General features: G+C 54.8%; 19 protein-coding genes. 3 read left to right on the top strand and 16 right to left on the bottom strand.

The genetic code is table 11. The features are described 5' to 3' along the window. Positions 1–12: 12 nt before the first annotated feature. A complete protein-coding gene (locus tag ACTRXA_RS07195) occupies positions 13–1,164 on the top strand; it encodes a pyridoxal-phosphate-dependent aminotransferase family protein (RefSeq protein WP_442426528.1) in 1,152 nt (383 codons plus the stop codon). Between the two features lie 91 nt (positions 1,165–1,255). Further along, entirely contained in the window at positions 1,256–2,836 is a 1,581-nt protein-coding gene (serA, locus tag ACTRXA_RS07200; protein ID WP_442426529.1) for a phosphoglycerate dehydrogenase, read from the top strand. A 78-nt stretch (positions 2,837–2,914) separates the two neighbouring features. On the opposite strand, the gene ACTRXA_RS07205 is transcribed toward serA, so the two are convergent. The 16 genes from ACTRXA_RS07205 to ACTRXA_RS07280 form a co-directional block, all read right to left on the bottom strand. Further along, positions 2,915–3,514 carry a peptidylprolyl isomerase gene (locus tag ACTRXA_RS07205; RefSeq protein ID WP_442426530.1) on the bottom strand — a complete coding sequence of 200 codons (600 nt, stop codon included), beginning with the start codon at positions 3,512–3,514 and terminating at the stop codon, positions 2,915–2,917. A gap of 108 nt (positions 3,515–3,622) precedes the next feature. Next, on the bottom strand, positions 3,623–4,318 hold the full coding sequence (locus ACTRXA_RS07210) for a YecA family protein (RefSeq protein WP_442426531.1): 696 nt from the start codon (positions 4,316–4,318) through the stop codon (positions 3,623–3,625). A gap of 157 nt (positions 4,319–4,475) precedes the next feature. Continuing rightward, positions 4,476–4,910: a DUF1566 domain-containing protein gene (locus ACTRXA_RS07215; protein WP_442426532.1), complete on the bottom strand. Its 435-nt coding sequence runs from the start codon at positions 4,908–4,910 to the stop codon at positions 4,476–4,478. 52 nt (positions 4,911–4,962) lie between these two features. Next, positions 4,963–5,430 (bottom strand): DUF1566 domain-containing protein, encoded by a 468-nt coding sequence (locus ACTRXA_RS07220; protein WP_442426533.1) that lies wholly within the window; start codon positions 5,428–5,430, stop codon positions 4,963–4,965. A gap of 3 nt (positions 5,431–5,433) precedes the next feature. Then, a complete protein-coding gene (locus ACTRXA_RS07225; protein WP_442426534.1) occupies positions 5,434–6,321 on the bottom strand; it encodes a DUF1566 domain-containing protein in 888 nt (295 codons plus the stop codon). A gap of 14 nt (positions 6,322–6,335) precedes the next feature. After that, on the bottom strand, positions 6,336–6,896 hold the full coding sequence (locus tag ACTRXA_RS07230; protein WP_442426535.1) for a DUF1566 domain-containing protein: 561 nt from the start codon (positions 6,894–6,896) through the stop codon (positions 6,336–6,338). A gap of 17 nt (positions 6,897–6,913) precedes the next feature. After that, entirely contained in the window at positions 6,914–7,132 is a 219-nt protein-coding gene (uxx1, locus tag ACTRXA_RS07235; protein WP_005008622.1) for a UXX-star selenoprotein family 1, read from the bottom strand. Positions 7,133–7,171: 39 nt separating this feature from the next. Continuing rightward, the gene (locus ACTRXA_RS07240) at positions 7,172–7,810 is read right to left on the bottom strand and encodes a DUF1566 domain-containing protein (RefSeq protein WP_442426536.1); all 639 of its coding nucleotides are present in this window, start codon (positions 7,808–7,810) and stop codon (positions 7,172–7,174) included. A gap of 54 nt (positions 7,811–7,864) precedes the next feature. Next, a complete protein-coding gene (locus ACTRXA_RS07245; protein ID WP_442426537.1) occupies positions 7,865–8,305 on the bottom strand; it encodes a DUF1566 domain-containing protein in 441 nt (146 codons plus the stop codon). 201 nt (positions 8,306–8,506) lie between these two features. After that, positions 8,507–9,004, bottom strand: coding sequence for a DUF1566 domain-containing protein (locus ACTRXA_RS07250; RefSeq protein WP_442426538.1), 498 nt, complete (start codon positions 9,002–9,004; stop codon positions 8,507–8,509). 124 nt (positions 9,005–9,128) lie between these two features. Next, positions 9,129–9,620 (bottom strand): hypothetical protein, encoded by a 492-nt coding sequence (locus ACTRXA_RS07255; RefSeq protein WP_442426539.1) that lies wholly within the window; start codon positions 9,618–9,620, stop codon positions 9,129–9,131. Between the two features lie 287 nt (positions 9,621–9,907). Continuing rightward, positions 9,908–10,303, bottom strand: coding sequence for a hypothetical protein (locus ACTRXA_RS07260; RefSeq protein ID WP_442426540.1), 396 nt, complete (start codon positions 10,301–10,303; stop codon positions 9,908–9,910). A 60-nt stretch (positions 10,304–10,363) separates the two neighbouring features. After that, positions 10,364–11,185 (bottom strand): tetratricopeptide repeat protein, encoded by an 822-nt coding sequence (locus ACTRXA_RS07265; RefSeq protein ID WP_442426541.1) that lies wholly within the window; start codon positions 11,183–11,185, stop codon positions 10,364–10,366. Positions 11,186–11,275: 90 nt separating this feature from the next. Beyond that, positions 11,276–11,908: a DUF1566 domain-containing protein gene (locus ACTRXA_RS07270; RefSeq protein WP_442426542.1), complete on the bottom strand. Its 633-nt coding sequence runs from the start codon at positions 11,906–11,908 to the stop codon at positions 11,276–11,278. Then, a complete protein-coding gene (locus ACTRXA_RS07275; protein WP_442426543.1) occupies positions 11,901–12,923 on the bottom strand; it encodes an NHL repeat-containing protein in 1,023 nt (340 codons plus the stop codon). Before ACTRXA_RS07275 ends, ACTRXA_RS07270 begins: the two co-directional genes overlap by 8 nt. Before the next feature lie 234 nt (positions 12,924–13,157). Further along, complete coding sequence (locus tag ACTRXA_RS07280; RefSeq protein WP_442426544.1) at positions 13,158–13,772, bottom strand: hypothetical protein; 615 nt, start codon at positions 13,770–13,772, stop codon at positions 13,158–13,160. Between the two features lie 302 nt (positions 13,773–14,074). On the opposite strand from ACTRXA_RS07280, the gene ACTRXA_RS07285 reads away from it, so the two are divergent. Next, a complete protein-coding gene (locus ACTRXA_RS07285; protein WP_442426545.1) occupies positions 14,075–15,886 on the top strand; it encodes a B12-binding domain-containing radical SAM protein in 1,812 nt (603 codons plus the stop codon). The last annotated feature ends 143 nt before the right edge of the window (positions 15,887–16,029 follow it).

Consider the following 16,029-nt stretch of genomic DNA (forward strand, 5'->3'; position numbering starts at 1 on the left):
GAAAAGAGGATTATGAATAAGACGTATTTGCTCGCACCCGGACCGACCCCAGTTCCGGAAAAAGTGAATCTGGAAATGGCGGCACCGATGATCCATCATCGCACTCCGCAGTTCAGCAAAATCTTCGGGGAAGCGGCGGAAGATGCCAAGTACCTGTTTCAAACCAAACAGGATGTCATGATCCTGGCCTCCACCGGCACCGGTGGCATGGAAGCGTGTATCACCAACCTGTTCTCCCCGGGGGACAAGGTGCTGGTGGTCAACGGCGGTAAATTCGGCGAACGCTGGGGCAAGATTTCCCAGACCTACGGACTGGAGCCGATCTGGATCAACGTGGAATGGGGCCAGGCCGTGAAAGTGGCGGACGTGAAAGCGGAGCTGGATAAAAATCCGGATATCCGCGGCGTGCTGGTGCAGGCCAGTGAAACCTCGACCACCGTCTCCCATCCGATCGAGGAAATTTCCAAACTCACGCGCCAGCGCGACGACCTTTTGCTGGTGGTGGATGGCATCACCGCCGTCGGCGTGTATCCCCTGCCGATGGACGACTGGGGCATCGACGCGGTGATCACGGGTTCGCAGAAGGCCCTCCAGTTGCCGCCCGGCCTCGCACTGGTTTCCCTCAGTGAAAAAGCCTGGAAGCAGGCGGAGAAAGCCAAGTGCCCGCATTTCTACTTCGATCTGGCCAAAGAACGCAAGAACCTTGCGGACAAGACCACTGCCTACACTCCTGCAGTGTCGCTGGTCATTGGCCTCCGCGAAGTGCTGAAAAACATTAAGGAGGAAGGCCTGGAGAACGTGCACAAACGGCACAATCGCCTGGCCCGCGCCACCCGCGCCGCAGTGAGCGCGCTCGGCATGCAGCCGGTCGCACCGGACTCCCCGGCGGACAGCGCCACCGGCATGTTCGTCCCGGAGGGAGTGGACGGCGGCAAGCTGGTGAAAAGCCTGCGCGATGAGTTTGGCGTCACCCTCGCCGGCGGTCAGGACAAATGGAAAGGCAAGGTCGTCCGCATCGCCCACCTGGGTTACGTCGACACTTTCGACACCGTCGTGGCGATCTCCGCCCTCGAGATGGCGCTCAAAAAATTCGGCGCCAACGTGCAGATGGGCAAAGGCGTGGCCGCCGCACAGGAAATCCTGCTGGAAGCCTACTGTAAATAACCAATCGAGTGCCGGGCCGCGTTGCGGCCCGGTACCGGCTCTTGATCTGAATCCTTCTCTGGAAACACCGGTTTTCCTCGGAGTTTGAATTATGAAAATTCTTGTCAGTGACAACCTCTCTTCACTGGGGGTTGATATTCTAAAAAAAGAAGACGGCTTTGAAGTGGATGTCAATACGGGACTGTCCAAGGAAGAGCTGATCAAAATCATCCCGAACTACGACGGCCTGGTGGTGCGGAGCGCCACCAAGGTGACCGCGGACGTTATTGAAGCCGCAAGCAACCTGCGGGTCATCGGCCGCGCCGGGGTCGGCGTCGACAACATCGACCTGGACGCCGCAGGCAAAAAAGGCATCATCGTCATGAACGCGCCGGACGGCAACATGATCACCACCGCCGAGCACGCCATGGCTCTGATGATGAGCATGTCCCGCAATATTCCGCAGGCGGCCAATTCGCTCAAGCAGGAAAAGAAATGGTCGCCCAAAACGTTCATGGGCGTCGAGCTGTATGGCAAAACGCTGGGCATCGTCGGTATGGGCCGCATCGGCTCCGTGGTGGCGGAACGCGCCAAGGGCTTTGCCATGAAGGTCATCGCCTACGATCCGTTCGTAAACAAGGAACATGCGGAGAAAATCGGCGTCGAACTGGTGGAGCTCAAGGAGCTTCTGCAACGCGCGGACTTCCTCAGCCTGCACACCCCCAAGATCGACGGCAAGTACCTGCTGGGCAAGGAAGAGTTCGACATCGTCAAACCGGGCCTCCGCATCATCAACTGCGCGCGCGGCGGGTTGATCGACGAGGCCGCGCTGGTGCAGGCCATCAAGGACGGCAAGGTTGCGCAGGCGGCGCTTGATGTGTACTCCCAGGAACCCCTGCCGGCGGACAGCCCCCTTTTGGAGGTGAACGAAATCATCTGCACGCCGCACCTGGGGGCTTCGACCGAAGAGGCGCAGGACAAGGTCGCCATCGCCATCTGCGACCAGATCATTGACTACCTGAAGTACGGAAGCATCCGCAATGCGGTCAACATGCCTTCCATCGATGAAGAGACTCTCCGCAAGATCAAACCGTTTCTGGAACTGGGCGAGGACCTGGGCAAGATCGCGTCGCAGCTGGCTGCAGGCCCCGTCACGCAGGTCAAGGTCCAGTACAACGGCGAGGTGGCGGAAACGGACGTCAAACCGATCACCATCTCGGTGCTGAAAGGCCTGCTGGAACGTGCGATCGACGGCATCAACATGGTCAACGCCCCTTTCCTGGCGAAAGAGCGGAACATCGAAGTGCAGGAAATGAAAACCAACGAGATCAAGGACTACACCAGCACGATCCAGGTGCATGTCACCACCAAGGAAGGCACCCGGGAAATCACGGGAAGTATTTTCGGCAAGGGCGATCCGCGCATCGTCAAGATCGACGATTACTATTTCGAGGCGGTGATTTCCAAGCACATGTTGATCCTGAGCAACAAAGACGTCCCAGGAGTCATCGGCAATCTGGGCAACGCGCTCGGTAAGCACAACATCAACATCGCCGGGTTCCACCTCGGCCGCATCGGCGAGGGCAGCAATGCGGTCTCCGTGATCAACATTGACAGCCCGCCGACCAGCGAGGCCCTGCGAGAATTGCGGGAAACCTCCAACGTGCTGGAAGTGTATTCAGTGATCATCTAGCAAACCCTTACGCAAAAACAAAAACCCGAAACCGGGAAACCGGTTTCGGGTTTTTTTATTCCTGAATCGTGGGGCGACTTATTCCTTTTTTTCTCCGTCGGCATTGCCCTCACCGGAAGGCGCTGCTTCTTTCTTCTCCGGTGGTTCGTATTTCTGTCCGTACACGTTGGCGATCACCTTCAGGATTTCTTCCTCGCCCAGAATGTTGTACACCGCGTTAGCGGACTTGAAATGCGGGCTGGTGAACAGGCTGAGCACTTTCTTGCTGGAGTAGCCCAGCATCATGAACTCATGCGCATAGTTTTCCGCCACCAGGCGGAGGGTTTTGTCGTCCGCGTCTTCGTCGCCGGTGGGAGGACCGTCGTCCGGGTTGACGTCGTCCTTGATCTCGTACACATAAATCAAATGCCAGCCGAACTCGGTTTTGACGGGGCCGACGATGTCGCCTTCTTCCGCGCTGAACGCGGCCACCTCGAAGGGTCGGACCATGGCGCCCTTGCCAAACCAGCCCAGGTCGCCGCCACGTTTTTTGGACGGGCACTGGCTGTGCTGCTCCGCCAGCTTCACAAATTCCTCACCCTCGTCGATTCGTTTTTTCAGATCCTCGGCCTCTTCCTTTGTGGCCACCAGGATATGCCGCGCCTGAACCTTTTTGACCTTCTTTTCCTTGGCACTCATATCGTATCACCCTTGGATGTGGTTTATGCAGTCACAGCGCCGGCCCTTGGGCCCTGCGCAGGGCTCCCCGCCCTTTAAGTGGAGGAGGGGGGAGTTCCCTTCATTATCTCAATTCACCTTGAGAGCACAACATTTTTTGTATTTCTTGCCGGATCCGCACGGGCACAGGTCGTTCCGCTGGGGCTTGTGACTCTGAAGGTTCACGTCCGGCGTCGTCTTCAACAGCTCCTCACCGATCTTTTTCGCTTCCTTGTAGCGTTCCTTCAGGATTTCGTGGAGATTGGGAATGAACTGATGAAAACCCAGCAACAGAGCGGCATTCTTGGGGTCCAGCTTTCCGTCTTCTTCCTCACGCAGGGTCTCATTGAAATAATACGTGTAATTGAAGAGCGGGGGCACCTTGTCCTGCTGGCCCTCCTCGAACTTGAAAAACGTCAAACGGACGCTTTTGTTATCGTTCCTCGGATCGAGTTCATACGAGTCTTCGGCGAAATGCTTCTGGTCCTTGTATGAAAAATCCAGAAGTTTGCTGGAACGCGGAAACAGCTCCATGTAATTGACATACTGCCCGGGTTCGAACACCAGATAGGACATGGGGTTCTTTTCCCCGTACGCCTTTGCTTCCATGTAACGCTGTTTGAAATGAAGGATCATCTCATCCGTCAGCTCTCCTTTGAATTCCTCCAGAATTTTTTTCTGTTTTTCCGTGAGAGCGGGATGATTGGGCAACAGCGCCGTGGTTTTATTGAAATGCACGATGAAGGAAAACCGGTTGGCGTCGTTTTCCTTGTCATTCAGACCCACGGTAACGTGGTTGCAATCGCAGAACGGGTTGGTGCAGTAGTAGTCTTCCAGAACGTACAGGTTCCGGAAGTCCTCCGCTTCAAACCGGAAAGTGAGAACCGCATTCGTGCTTTCCTGATAATTGATGACGTTGTACGCTTCGATGGTACGCCTCCTGTCACTTCTTATCGTTATCGGTAATATTTCGTACGGCGCGAACGGAATCCTTGCAGGGATCGTCCCGATTGTTGACGTTGGCGTGGCCGTACCGGTAATAAAAAATCACCGCACCGTTGTGCGGTTTGAGCGTGGAAGTCCACGTGGAGTAGGCACCCCCCGGAGAAAACGCGGGATCGATGAACAATTCAAACCGGTCCCGGTCGCGAATGGAGGTGTCTTCGGTGAAAATACTTTCCGCTTCCTGATGGGTCGGCATGCGCCAGTCACGAAAGCCTGCAAACTTGCCGTCGTTGAGTTTCCTGATGTAGGTTTCCGCCTGAAACCAGTCGTGAAACTGGCTTTCGTCCTGAAAGGCATCGGTTTGTTTCCACATCAGATTCGTTTCGGTATCGGTGACGGTGCCGTCACCGTTGTCCTTAAAGCGCTTGCCCATTTTTATACTGCTTCTCCTTGCCCAAAAACAGGGTTCACAATTTCACTCGCCGTCACAGTTCGGATTTGGGGATGTCCCTGCAATAACGCGTAGCGCCGCGGGAAGTGCGGTACACATCGTCAAACGTGATGCCGCCCTTGCGGAAATTGAATCGCACGGCCTGGGTTTTAGTCCGTGTTTCCTTGGTCCAGCACAAAAAACCGAAGCCCGAGGGAAACAATTTTACCAGAAACGCTTTTTGCCCCATGTGGTCCGTGTTTTCCTGGGACTTGTCGAACAGGCTGCGGACCTCGTCGGTAGTCGGCATGCGCCAGTCTTTGTACCCCCCGTGAGCCTTCCTGTTCAGCTCCTGGGCGTAATCCCTTGCCTGCACCCAGCTCAACCACTTGTCCGTCAACTGCCAGCTGTCCTGGCGGCACCAGATCAACCTGCGTTTCATGTCAATGATGGTATCCTCGTCGTTTTCGACGAAACGAGAATTGTCCTGCGTGTTCTGGGGGACGGCGGATGCTTCGCTCATGCTTTACTGGTCTTCCTCTATCAGGTCACAGACCGGGCGGACACCGTGACTGCGCAATCCTTTTTTATGGAACTTGTAGTCCCCGCTGAAATAATTGAAACGGATGGCCACCGAAGGATCCGTTTTGTGCAGGGTCTTGGTCCAGGTGGTCTGGCCCGCCCCGGGAGAAAAAACGGATGGAATGTAGATGATATCGCCGTAGGTGTCCGTGACCGGGTTATTCGGCCTGTGTATGCTTTGGGCTTCCTTTCGTGTGGGCAGGCGCCAGTGGGTATGGCCGGCAAACTCATCCTTGTTCAATTCCAGAACGAAGGTCTTGGCCTCGTCCCAGCTGACCCATTTGTCCAGGTCCAGATACGAGTCGTCCTTTTTCCAGATGACTTTCATTTCCAGATCGGTGACGGTGCCGTTGCCGTTGTCCACAAAACGGTCCTCGTCCGACATCTGATTGGGATCCCCAACCAGACGCACCAGCCGGACCGCACTGGGAAACCCGATGTTTTCCTTTGCCAGCCAGTACTCATAATCGGCCCGGAAGTCGTACCCCATTGCCGCTTTGGCCCCGCGCGTTTCCGCTGTCCATGTGGTGTAACCACAGCCTGAGGTGAAGACCGGGTCGATGTGCACTTCGCACCCTTCCATATCCGTATTGCTGAGCTCCGGGTCAAACAACTCTTTCGCTTCGTGGCCGTTGGGAATGCGCCAGTCATTGTAGCCTGCGAATTTCTGTTCGTTTTTTTCTTTCAGGAATTCCTGGCTCTGCCACCAGGAAATGAGGTGTCCTTTTTCAACCCAGGAATCGTCCTTGATCCACATGCGGTTTTTGCGGGTGTCGGTGACAGTGCCGTCGCCGTTGTCCACGAATCTCAATTTGGTTTTGGTTTCGGCCATCGGCTAGCTCCCGGTTAACGCCTCGGGTTGTTGGGCCGGGCACGACGGCTGTCGCCCCGATTGATCGGTTCCTTGCGAACCAGCCGCACTGCACCGAACGCATATTCATCCACTTGGAAAATCTTGCCTTCCGTGTAATCAAAGCGCGGACGGCGCGTGGACGTGTCCGACGTGGTCCAGTGGAGTTTGAAAGACCCCTCCGGAAACACGGGGTCGATGTGGATGGTGGCTCCCCCTTTGGCGGTATTGGAGAGTTCGGGGTCGTACAGAGTGGCCACCTCGTCCATGGTAGGAAGGCGCCAGTCGGTGAACCCTCCGATCTTGCGGATGTTCTTGAGGTCCGCGTACTCCCGGCTTTCATGCCAGTTGTAATACTTGCCACGGTCCTGCCAGGAATCTTTTTTCATCCAATAGAGGCCCGTCACCGTATCCTGCACCACATGCGGCCCTATGGACACAAACCGTTTGGGGCCCTCGTCCTCAGAAACCTCGAGCTGTTCCTCGCCGTCTTCACGGAGAGCGGGCTTCAATTCCTCTTCGTCTTCCGCTTTTTTGCTCGCTTCCTCTTCTGCCATGTCGTCTCCTGTATGAATCAATCGGTGTACCCGATGACCACGTCGCCTTTATCCACATCCACTATCACCGGAACGATGTACTGCCCTTCCGAATACTCAAGCATCTTTTCCAGGCCGTGCGGATTGTTGTCCACATTGACATAAATGAACGGCTTGCATTGTTTCTTGAAATCCGTCCGGGCCTTCTGGGTATAAGGACAATCGTCCTTGCCGAAAATCATGTAATGACTGCTCATCAAAGCACCTGAATCAGGATGGCCGGTCGCTCCCCAACCTCAGCCATCGAATTTCTTGGTATCCTTTCGCCAGGTGGGCTCCCACTCTTCCTTGACTTCATCGCGAACCGCACGCACGTGGCAATATTCATTGTCCTTGCGTTCCCATTTTTCATTTCCGGTCACGTAGCTGAAGTTCATGGCGTACTGCTGGTAATCCGGTTTTTCCTCGTAGGTCCATGTGTTGTGGCCACCCCCTTGTGCAAACAGAGGGTCAATATGGATTTCCGCACCGTCTTTGTCGGAATTGGAAACGGTGAAGGAAAACATTCGCTTGGCCTCCTCAAAACTGCAGAGACGCCAGTCATCGAAGCCGGCGAATTTTTTCTCGTTCAATTCTTCAATGTAGTCGTTGGCTTCAAACCAGTTGATCCCGTAACCGTATTCCGCGAAAGAATCGCTTTTCTTCCACATGAGATTGTTGTGGGCATCACTGACGGTCTCGTCTCCGTTGTCCACAAACTGGGGACCGAGCGGAATTTCCTCGTCTTCTTCCTCGCTCTCAATTTCATCCCAGTCTTCTTCGCCAATCCAATCGACATCGAAGTCTTCGTCCTGGAGGTCCTCAAGGAAATCGTCGGAAAGGTTTTCAGTGTCTTCGTCTTCCTCGATTTGTTTTTTCATATCTTCGTCAGACACAGCTCATTTCCTCCCAGCGGGCTCGGCAGAACCCCGGTTCAATATCTAATCTTTTCATTCATCACGGACCAGGCGAACCGAGGTCCCTGTGGTGGACACCTGCTGGTCCACACATACCTCCTTACAGGAGGGGAAATAACATTTCCATGCATAGGTATCGTAACGCGTGTCCGAGGTCCAGAAGCTCCATTCTCCTCCCGCCTGGTAATTGGACACGTTTCTTTTTTTCTTGGAGGGCAAATTCATGAAGAGCTCCCAATAGGCATCCGTTTGCTTGAGGAGATTGCGCAACTCGCTTTTGGTCGGGATCCGCCAATCGTTGTAGCCCAGGTAATTCTGCTCGTTGCAGGCATCCCGGTAGGCAACCGCTTCGTCCCAGTTGAGCCATTTGCCCAGTTCCTGGCGGGAGTCTTTCTTCGCCCAGACCAGGTCTTCATCCAATTGAGAAATCGTGTTGTCGTTGTTTTCCTTAAACTGTTCCTTCCAATCCGACATAATCGAGCCAACTTTCAAAAGCCACCCCCTTTGAATTCAAAGTCTCCAGGCCCATTTTCCGGGGCGAGGGGTTGCTAGACGTTTAATTTCAGAAATTTAAATCGAATATACGCTTAAAATATCACTGTAACCGCTATTTTTCAATATCAATCGCCCCAGCATAAATCCAGTATATATAAAGGTTTTCGGCCTTTTTGGACTTCAGCGTTGTTCGGAAGTGTAGAGTCCTTTTCGGGGTGGGATTTTCCCCAGTTTCTTTTTGAACTCCGGATCCATGGTCCCACGAACCAGTCGGACACTGGTATGAAGGATGTCGTCCACGTCGGTATGCCCCCCGGTGCCACTGGCAAAGGAGAACACATAGGCATTGATGCTTCCCATCGTATTGGAGGTCCATGTATTGAAGCCGCATCCTTCGGTGAATACCGGGTCGATGTAGATCTGCATCTCATACCGGTCCAGAATGGAGGCCTCCTTTTCTCTCAAATACAGGCTGTGAGCCTCGTCCTTGCTGGGCAGGCGCCAGTCGGAATGGCCGGCGAAGGCCTCTTCGTTTCTTTTTTTGAGGTATTTTTTGGCTTTGGCGTAGGTGATATTGTCTTTGAATTCCAAATAGGAATCCTTTTGCATCCACATCAACCTGGAATGCGTGTCGGTGACGGTACCATCGCCATTATCCACGAAACGTCCTTCAACCATGCATCACACTCCTGACAAAGGGGGATTGAGCACAAGGGGGTGACTCCCGGCCTGGTGCGGGAAGGAGAAAACAGAAAAAGCCGGAAGGTCGAAACCTTCCGGCTTTTCCAGACAACTGTAGAGCTTAACGATATGCTTCGGGTTTGTGGCCGGTAACACCCGTGATACCACGTTCCGTACCCTGCGGCATACCCAGACCCGGCTCGATGTAAGTCATCGGGCGGACATGGTCCAGATGGTAGTCGGACTGATAGGTTTTGCCCGCACCGGCATCGATTTTCCAGTCATGCCGATCAAAGCGCTGGCGCTGGCAGTTCACGATAACAGAGCCGGGGCCCTTGTTGGTGAAGGTGCTGCGCGCCGCAATGGCATTGGTCTGGTAACCGCCCGGAGCGATCTCCCGGGTAAATACCTTTTCCCATGCATAAGCGTAGGGGCCAATGTCGAACTCGAGAGTGGTTTCTTCCGTTTCACTGGTATTGTAAACAATCCAGGAAGCGTTTTCACAAACAGAGCTCTCGCCTTTTTGCAGAACGGTTTCGTTGGCGCTCGCCATGGTGGAGACGGCAACGAAAGCCAGAACCGTAGCCGCGATGGCAACCATTTTTCTTACCATTTGCTCCCCCTTTCAATGAAGGTGATGTGGATAAAACTATTAAACTGACAAAGCCGTTTCGACTTGAAAATTCGGTTTCACATCAGCCCTTACGGGCGTCCCTCTGGTAGAGGGAGATTCTTCCTAAAGCCTTGTCTTGCGCAGACTAAGGCTACTTCAGGATGTGGCAAAAATATCAGAACCCTCAAACTAAGTCAAGCTTTTATCTTCTACGCCGTCAGAACCCAAGAAATCCCTTTAAATTCGACAATTTAACGAACTCCCGACTGCGCCCCGGGGCACCCGGTTCACACCCGGAACCGGAGGGTGGTCAGGTTCACCAGATGCACCGAATTCATGAGGGCCCGCTCCCCTTCCTCGCTGATGTCGTTGACAACCAGCTGCAGGCTCCGCAGGTTGATGAGCGTGGTCGAATTGGCCAGCGCCCGGGCTCCTTCGTCACCGATGCGGTTGGACTTCAAATTGATGCTTCTGAGATTCGAGAATATAGGCGACTCCGCGATGGCTTTCACCCCTTCGTCACCGATATCGTTCTGCGACAGGTCCATGGCCCGCACCCCCGACAACTCTTCGCATTTGGCGAGCTCCTTCGCTCCCACTTCACGGATGAATTTCGCTTTCAGGTTCAGTATCTGCCCGTCCTTGCTCAACCCATCCTTGATCAACCGTCGAATGTCTGCCATTGATTCCTTTTCTCTCCATTCACTTTTAAAGTCAGGCGCAATAACGAGGCCCCGGTCCCGTCACCCCCGGCCTTCGATGGTCTTGGCCTCGAACCCGTATTCATCATAGGTCTTCCATCCCTCGGCCAGCATCTTCTTGGCGTAGGTGATCATCATCTTGGCCTGGGCATGATTGGGATCGATATCCATTGATTTTTTCAAAAGCTTGAGGGCTTTTTCCACGTCCTGAATTTCCTCACCGTACAGATCGATCTGCCGGCTTTTGTCGATCAGGTCGGACGCCCACTTGTAATACAGATTGGCCAGCTGAGAGGGGGCTTCTTTCGCAATGTAATCCACCAGGTCTTCATCCGCTTTCAAATGCGGCAGAAACTCCATGGCCTTTTCAAAATTGTAGATGGGGTCCTTATAGTCGTCGTCGTTCACCTGGGTGATGGAGTCGCCGGCCTTGTGCGCCGAGTGCAGGCCGATGGAGCTTTTCACCACCACCGACTGGATTCCGGACAACAACATCTGAAACTGCATGTTGGCCAGGCCGAAATGGATGATCGAGTGAAAGTCATTTTCCTTGTCCAGTTCCAGCGCCAGTTCGTATTCCTCGCGCGCCTCCTTGTGCTGACCCAGTTCCTCCAGAGCTTCAGCCAGATTATAGTGGTGGATGCAGTTGTCGGGCTCTTCCTCAATCTGGGCACGAAACTCCTCGATCTGCGATTCCAGATCGAACTCTGCTTCTTCACCGCCCTCTTTCTGAGCGCGCTCGTAAGGGTCGTCTTCCCGCACCCGGAAGTTACTGCTCAGGTCATCCTCCCCCTCCGGCGCATCCCCGCCCTGGGCGCCCTCTTCTTCCAATTCGTCCGGATTCTTTTCTTCTTCGGAATTCATACCCCGTTATCCTTCCAAAATAAACCCAGCTTTATTCTAGCAGACTCGTACCCGCCGAAATTCGATTCCGCCAAAAAAGCATTGAGGGAATCACTTCAAGCTGACTTTTTCGTTTTCCTTGAGGTCGCGGACTGCGCGGATGACGGTGAGGGATTTCTGGATGCCGCCCTTCATGCTGGGGTAGGCTTTGCCGCGGATGAAATTGAACCCCCACGCCATTTCCTCGCTCACCTCTTCCACAGACCAGTAACAGCAGTTGCTGTTGCCGAAAATGGGGTCGATGTGCACTTCGTTCTTCGTCCAGTAATAATTCCACGAAACCGACTTCGACTCATCATAAAGGCTTTTCAGTTCCTCCCGGGTGGGAAGGCGCCAGTTGGACGCCCCGCCGAATTCGGTTTCGTTCATCTTCCGGATGTAGTGCTGGGCGTCGTTCCAGTTCAGCCACTTTTTGAGCGACTGGTAGGAATCCATCTGCTCCCACACGAGTTTTTCCTGAATGTCGGTCACGGTGCCGTTTTGATTGTCCTGGAACCGCGGGTCGTCGGTTTTGAATTCCGCCTTGGGCGGCTCCGTGAGGGTGAGGATCTGCCCCCCGAACTCCGGGTCGGACGCCTGCGGTTTTTCATCTGCGGCCCATGCCATGGCGGGAAGGAGAAACAGGAGGGTGGTCACCACCCACGGCGCCACCCCACCCACAGTACGCACCCGCCACTCACTCATCTTTCGGCTCCCAATCAGGCTCCCAGGAAAGCCAGATGCCGCTGGGATTCTGAAACTGCTTTTCCTCGCGCCCAATGGTGCCCCACTTGCTGACGAAATTCATTTCCGGGTCGAATTTCTGAATGCGGTTGTTCAACGTATCCACCACAAAGACGAATCCGTAAGGGTCCTCGGCGATGGCCATGGGGCAGTTGAACTGCCCGTCGCGTTTCCCGTATTCACAAAAGGAGGCGATGAAATTGCCGTCGCGGTCAAACTGCTGCAGCCGGTTCTGGCTCTTTTCCGCAACCAGCAGGGTGCCGTCGGTGCGCACGGTGAGGTCGGAGGGAAAGTTGAACCGCCCTTCCTCGAACCCATACTCGCCGAACTTGGTGAGGAACTGGCCCTCTTCGTTGAAAATCTGAACACGCTGGTTGTCGCGGTCGGCGACGTAGATATTTCCCTCGGCGTCGGTGGCGAGGCCGGTGGGGAATTTCATGAACCCGTCGAAGTTGCCGGCGAAACCGAACCCGAGCAGGAACTCCCCGTCTTCATCATATCGTTTCAGGCAGTGGTTGTGCGTGTCCGCCACCAGGACCGTGCCCATGGGCTCGACACAGATCGCCTCCGGCCAGTAAAACTTGCTCTGTCCGTAACCCTCACCGCCGAACTCCAGGATGAAATCGCCGTCGGGATCGAATTTCTGGATGCGGTGGCACCCCGTGTCCGCCACCCAGATGTTGCCTTCCTTGTCCACCGCCACACCAAACGGCCCTTTGAACAACCCCGGCCGGTAGGGAGGCCGGGTGCCGGCGGGCTTTCCAAATTCGAACAGGAACCTGCCGTTGCCGTCAAACTTTTGGATGCGGTCGTTGCCCGCATCCGCCACCCACACGTACAACTGTGTGTGATCGACGTCCGCCCATTTCGGCCTCTCCTCCGGAAGCGTCGCGGGATCCTGAACCTCGATGGCGGTCGATTCGCCGACGACCTCCTCGGTCTCGACTTCTTCTACCGCTTCATTGTCTTGTGCCATGCCACATCCTCAATCAGTCAGCGTTCTAAACGGTGACAGTGTCGTGATTTCAATTCGGTCTGATGGGGGTCGGCTGCGGGACAACTGGGTGTGGATTCCTTTGGAGGACCGGGCAAGAGCGGACGCCCACATCGGGTGGGCTTCCTTCAGGCATTCGGACTCTGGGGCGGGACGCACCCCGGCAAGAAAAAACCCGTTCGGCGTACCGGTCAGCCGGAACCGGCCAGACCGGTGTCAGTTCACCATAAACTTTTTGACGTCCAGAATCTGGTACTCGAAATCGCAGGCATTCTGGAGTTCGTTCAACCGTTCGTTCCATTCGCGCTGGAAGTTGTCCAGGTTTTCCATGTTCGGTTTCTTTTTCATCAGGGACACTTCCTTGTAAACCGGCTTGACCAGGTGCTTGTGGATCTCCTGAATGACATTGCGCATGCGTACGATGCAATCCTTGGTCACCATTTCGCGGGTGACGCCGTCCACTTTTTCCAGAAGACGCAGGAAGCCTTGAATCGTCGCCAGGTGTTTCATGTAACTGTCGGCCAACTGGTGATTGTATTTCAGGCCGCAATCAATGTATCCCGCCATGAGGTACACGCCAACGTGGTGGTCGAACTTCACGGACAGATCGATGACCTTCTGCAGGTAATCGACCTCGCGTAAATCCTCGTCATCCTCCTCGCCTTCTTCCAGCTCCTTGGCAGCCTTTGCCTTTTCCGCCTCGAGTTCTTTTTTTATCTTTTCAAGTTCCGAAAGATCGGACATCGGGTCGTCTGTCCGTTGGCTCATCTCCTGACCATCTTCCGGGGCCTCGGTATCTTCAGGATTGGTTTGGGTATCGTGTTCGCTCAAAACCTGATCTCCTTCAAAACAAACGGTTCAAATCGGGAAATGGTCGTAACCATCAAAAATATAAAAGTTTACGGCCTTTCTGGGTTTTACGCATTATATATACATAGGAAAAAGGGTGTCAAGACAATTGCCTCTCCTAAAAACCCGGTCAAATGGGCACTTGTATCCGCATTACCCGCCTTCCCCAACCTCCCGTTTCATGCCATTCAGCCAGTTGACTGAAAATGCTCATCCCGCATTGACAGCAGGTTCTTCGGTTCTCTATGATGATCGTAACTATCCTAATGGAATTAGGAATTTATATGAAGACGGCCCTCATATTCCCACCGCAGTGGTTTCCGAGTCAGCCCTACCTGGCATTGCCCACGCTCGCCGGGTATCTGAAGTCGCACGGCCACGAAGTGGACCAGTACGACTTCAATATCGAGGGCTACGAAACTTTCCTGTCGCGTCCGTACCTGGAAGAGTGCGTCGAAATCATCCGCGAGCGCCTGTCCCGCCCGGCCTACACGCCGGAAGAAAACCAGGTCAAAAACGTGTACCGTGACATCCTGTCCGATCCGGATTATCTGGAATCGATTTACACCGGCGTGGAAGAAGCGAAAGAGGTCCTGCGAACGGAGGAATTGTTCTTCCAGTTCCCGGTGTACAAGCGGGCCTACACCACGCTCAAGATCGCGATGAAACTGATCTCGTTCGCGCACTTTCCGAGCCAGGTGGACCTGGAGTCGTTCTTCATGCCGGGCAACCCGGAAGAAAACCTGAAAGGCATCGTGGGGGCCACCGCCGACCATGTAGCCAACCCCTACCTGCGGCTGTTCGAAGATCACCTTATGCCGCGGGTGGACTGGAACGAATACGGCGTGGTGGGCATTTCCATCATCCACGTCGGGCAGGTGATCGCCGGGCTCAGCCTGGCCCGTTTGCTGCGAAAACAACACCCGCACCTGCACATCGTCATCGGCGGAAGCGTGTTCACCCGGCACATCGACATCCTCGACGACAAGCAGATCCTGTTCGATGAGTTTTTTCACAGCATCATTCTGTTTGAAGGGGAACTCCCGCTCCGCCGCCTGCTGGAGCAATTGCAATCCGGAGGATCGCTCAGCGAAGTGCCGAACCTGATCCACCTGCAGGACGGCAAAGTGGTTCACAATCCCAAAGCGGAGTCGTTGCCCTACGACCAGCTGGCGCGCCCGGATTTCGACGACATGCCGCTGGATAAATACCTGATGCCGTATCCCGTCCTGCCCTACATGGCCAGTCGCGGCTGTTACTGGGGCAAGTGCACGTTCTGCACCCACAGCCACATCTATGATTCTTTCTACCGCAAGGAAAACGAAGCCCGCGTGGCCGAGGACATCGACTACCTTGGAAAACGGCACAACACGAAATACTTCACGTTCTCGGACGAAGCCATCTCGCCCAACGCCTTCAAGCGCATGGCCGCCGCCATCCTCAAAAACAACGTGGACATGCGCGCTCTCGGCATGCTGAAGTTTGAGGCGGACACGGTGGAAACCGAAGACCTGTTCCGGGAAATCTGCCGGGCGGGGTTCATCATGCTGTTCTATGGTCTCGAGAGCGCCAACGACCGCGTGTTGTCGATCATCGACAAGGGATGCGACCAGAAAACCGAGCACCGCGTTCTGACCAACAGCGCCCGCGCGGGTATCTGGAACCACCTCTACCTGTTCTTCGGCTTTCCCACGGAAGAACTGGAAGAAGCAGAGGAGACCATCCGCTTCACCGTGGAAAACAGCGAGCGCGGCAGCGGGATCGTTCATTCCGTCGGCCAGTCCACCTTTTCGCTGGAAAAAGATTCCGCCATCTTCCACAACCCGAAGAAGTTCTCCATCGACCGCATTGTCCAGGACCCGGAACGCGACATGGCGATCGTCTTCGACTTCGAGATCCAGAAAGGCATGACCCGCGACGAGGTCATGGACGTGTACGAACAGTTTGACGCCGTCCTCGATGATTGCTTCCCATCCCGCAAAATCTGGAAATACCTCTCGCGCGAGCACTTTCTGCTTTATCTCGACCGTTTCGGCCGCGAGGAAATCCTGCGCATGGCGCAGGACGAGGCCCTGACAGAAGCAGTGGAGGCCTGACTCCACAACGCCTTCCACGCCCGCCCCCCGGGTTTAGGGTTTGACACCCCCACGCCAGATAACCTAAAATTCAATTAAATCAGCTTTCAGGCAGTGCCGCCTATGGCGGTGGGGTCAACAGCAACCGTTCGCATAGAGGTTCC

This window comes from Nitrospina sp. P1_D6 (genome assembly GCF_052156615.1).
Classification (GTDB): domain Bacteria; phylum Nitrospinota; class Nitrospinia; order Nitrospinales; family Nitrospinaceae; genus Nitrospina.

Coding starts and splice junctions, on each gene's coding strand:
- ACTRXA_RS07265 (WP_442426541.1), bottom strand. CDS start 11,185: ATGAATTCCGAAGAAGAAAAGAATCCGGACGAATTGGAAGAAGAGGGC.
- ACTRXA_RS07225 (WP_442426534.1), bottom strand. CDS start 6,321: ATGGCCGAAACCAAAACCAAATTGAGATTCGTGGACAACGGCGACGGC.
- uxx1 (WP_005008622.1), bottom strand. CDS start 7,132: ATGAGCAGTCATTACATGATTTTCGGCAAGGACGATTGTCCTTATACC.
- ACTRXA_RS07215 (WP_442426532.1), bottom strand. CDS start 4,910: ATGGGCAAGCGCTTTAAGGACAACGGTGACGGCACCGTCACCGATACC.
- serA (WP_442426529.1), top strand. CDS start 1,256: ATGAAAATTCTTGTCAGTGACAACCTCTCTTCACTGGGGGTTGATATT.
- ACTRXA_RS07285 (WP_442426545.1), top strand. CDS start 14,075: ATGAAGACGGCCCTCATATTCCCACCGCAGTGGTTTCCGAGTCAGCCC.
- ACTRXA_RS07230 (WP_442426535.1), bottom strand. CDS start 6,896: ATGGCAGAAGAGGAAGCGAGCAAAAAAGCGGAAGACGAAGAGGAATTG.
- ACTRXA_RS07275 (WP_442426543.1), bottom strand. CDS start 12,923: ATGGCACAAGACAATGAAGCGGTAGAAGAAGTCGAGACCGAGGAGGTC.
- ACTRXA_RS07245 (WP_442426537.1), bottom strand. CDS start 8,305: ATGTCGGATTGGAAGGAACAGTTTAAGGAAAACAACGACAACACGATT.
- ACTRXA_RS07220 (WP_442426533.1), bottom strand. CDS start 5,430: ATGAGCGAAGCATCCGCCGTCCCCCAGAACACGCAGGACAATTCTCGT.
- ACTRXA_RS07205 (WP_442426530.1), bottom strand. CDS start 3,514: ATGAGTGCCAAGGAAAAGAAGGTCAAAAAGGTTCAGGCGCGGCATATC.
- ACTRXA_RS07250 (WP_442426538.1), bottom strand. CDS start 9,004: ATGGTTGAAGGACGTTTCGTGGATAATGGCGATGGTACCGTCACCGAC.
- ACTRXA_RS07255 (WP_442426539.1), bottom strand. CDS start 9,620: ATGGTAAGAAAAATGGTTGCCATCGCGGCTACGGTTCTGGCTTTCGTT.
- ACTRXA_RS07195 (WP_442426528.1), top strand. CDS start 13: ATGAATAAGACGTATTTGCTCGCACCCGGACCGACCCCAGTTCCGGAA.
- ACTRXA_RS07260 (WP_442426540.1), bottom strand. CDS start 10,303: ATGGCAGACATTCGACGGTTGATCAAGGATGGGTTGAGCAAGGACGGG.
- ACTRXA_RS07270 (WP_442426542.1), bottom strand. CDS start 11,908: ATGAGTGAGTGGCGGGTGCGTACTGTGGGTGGGGTGGCGCCGTGGGTG.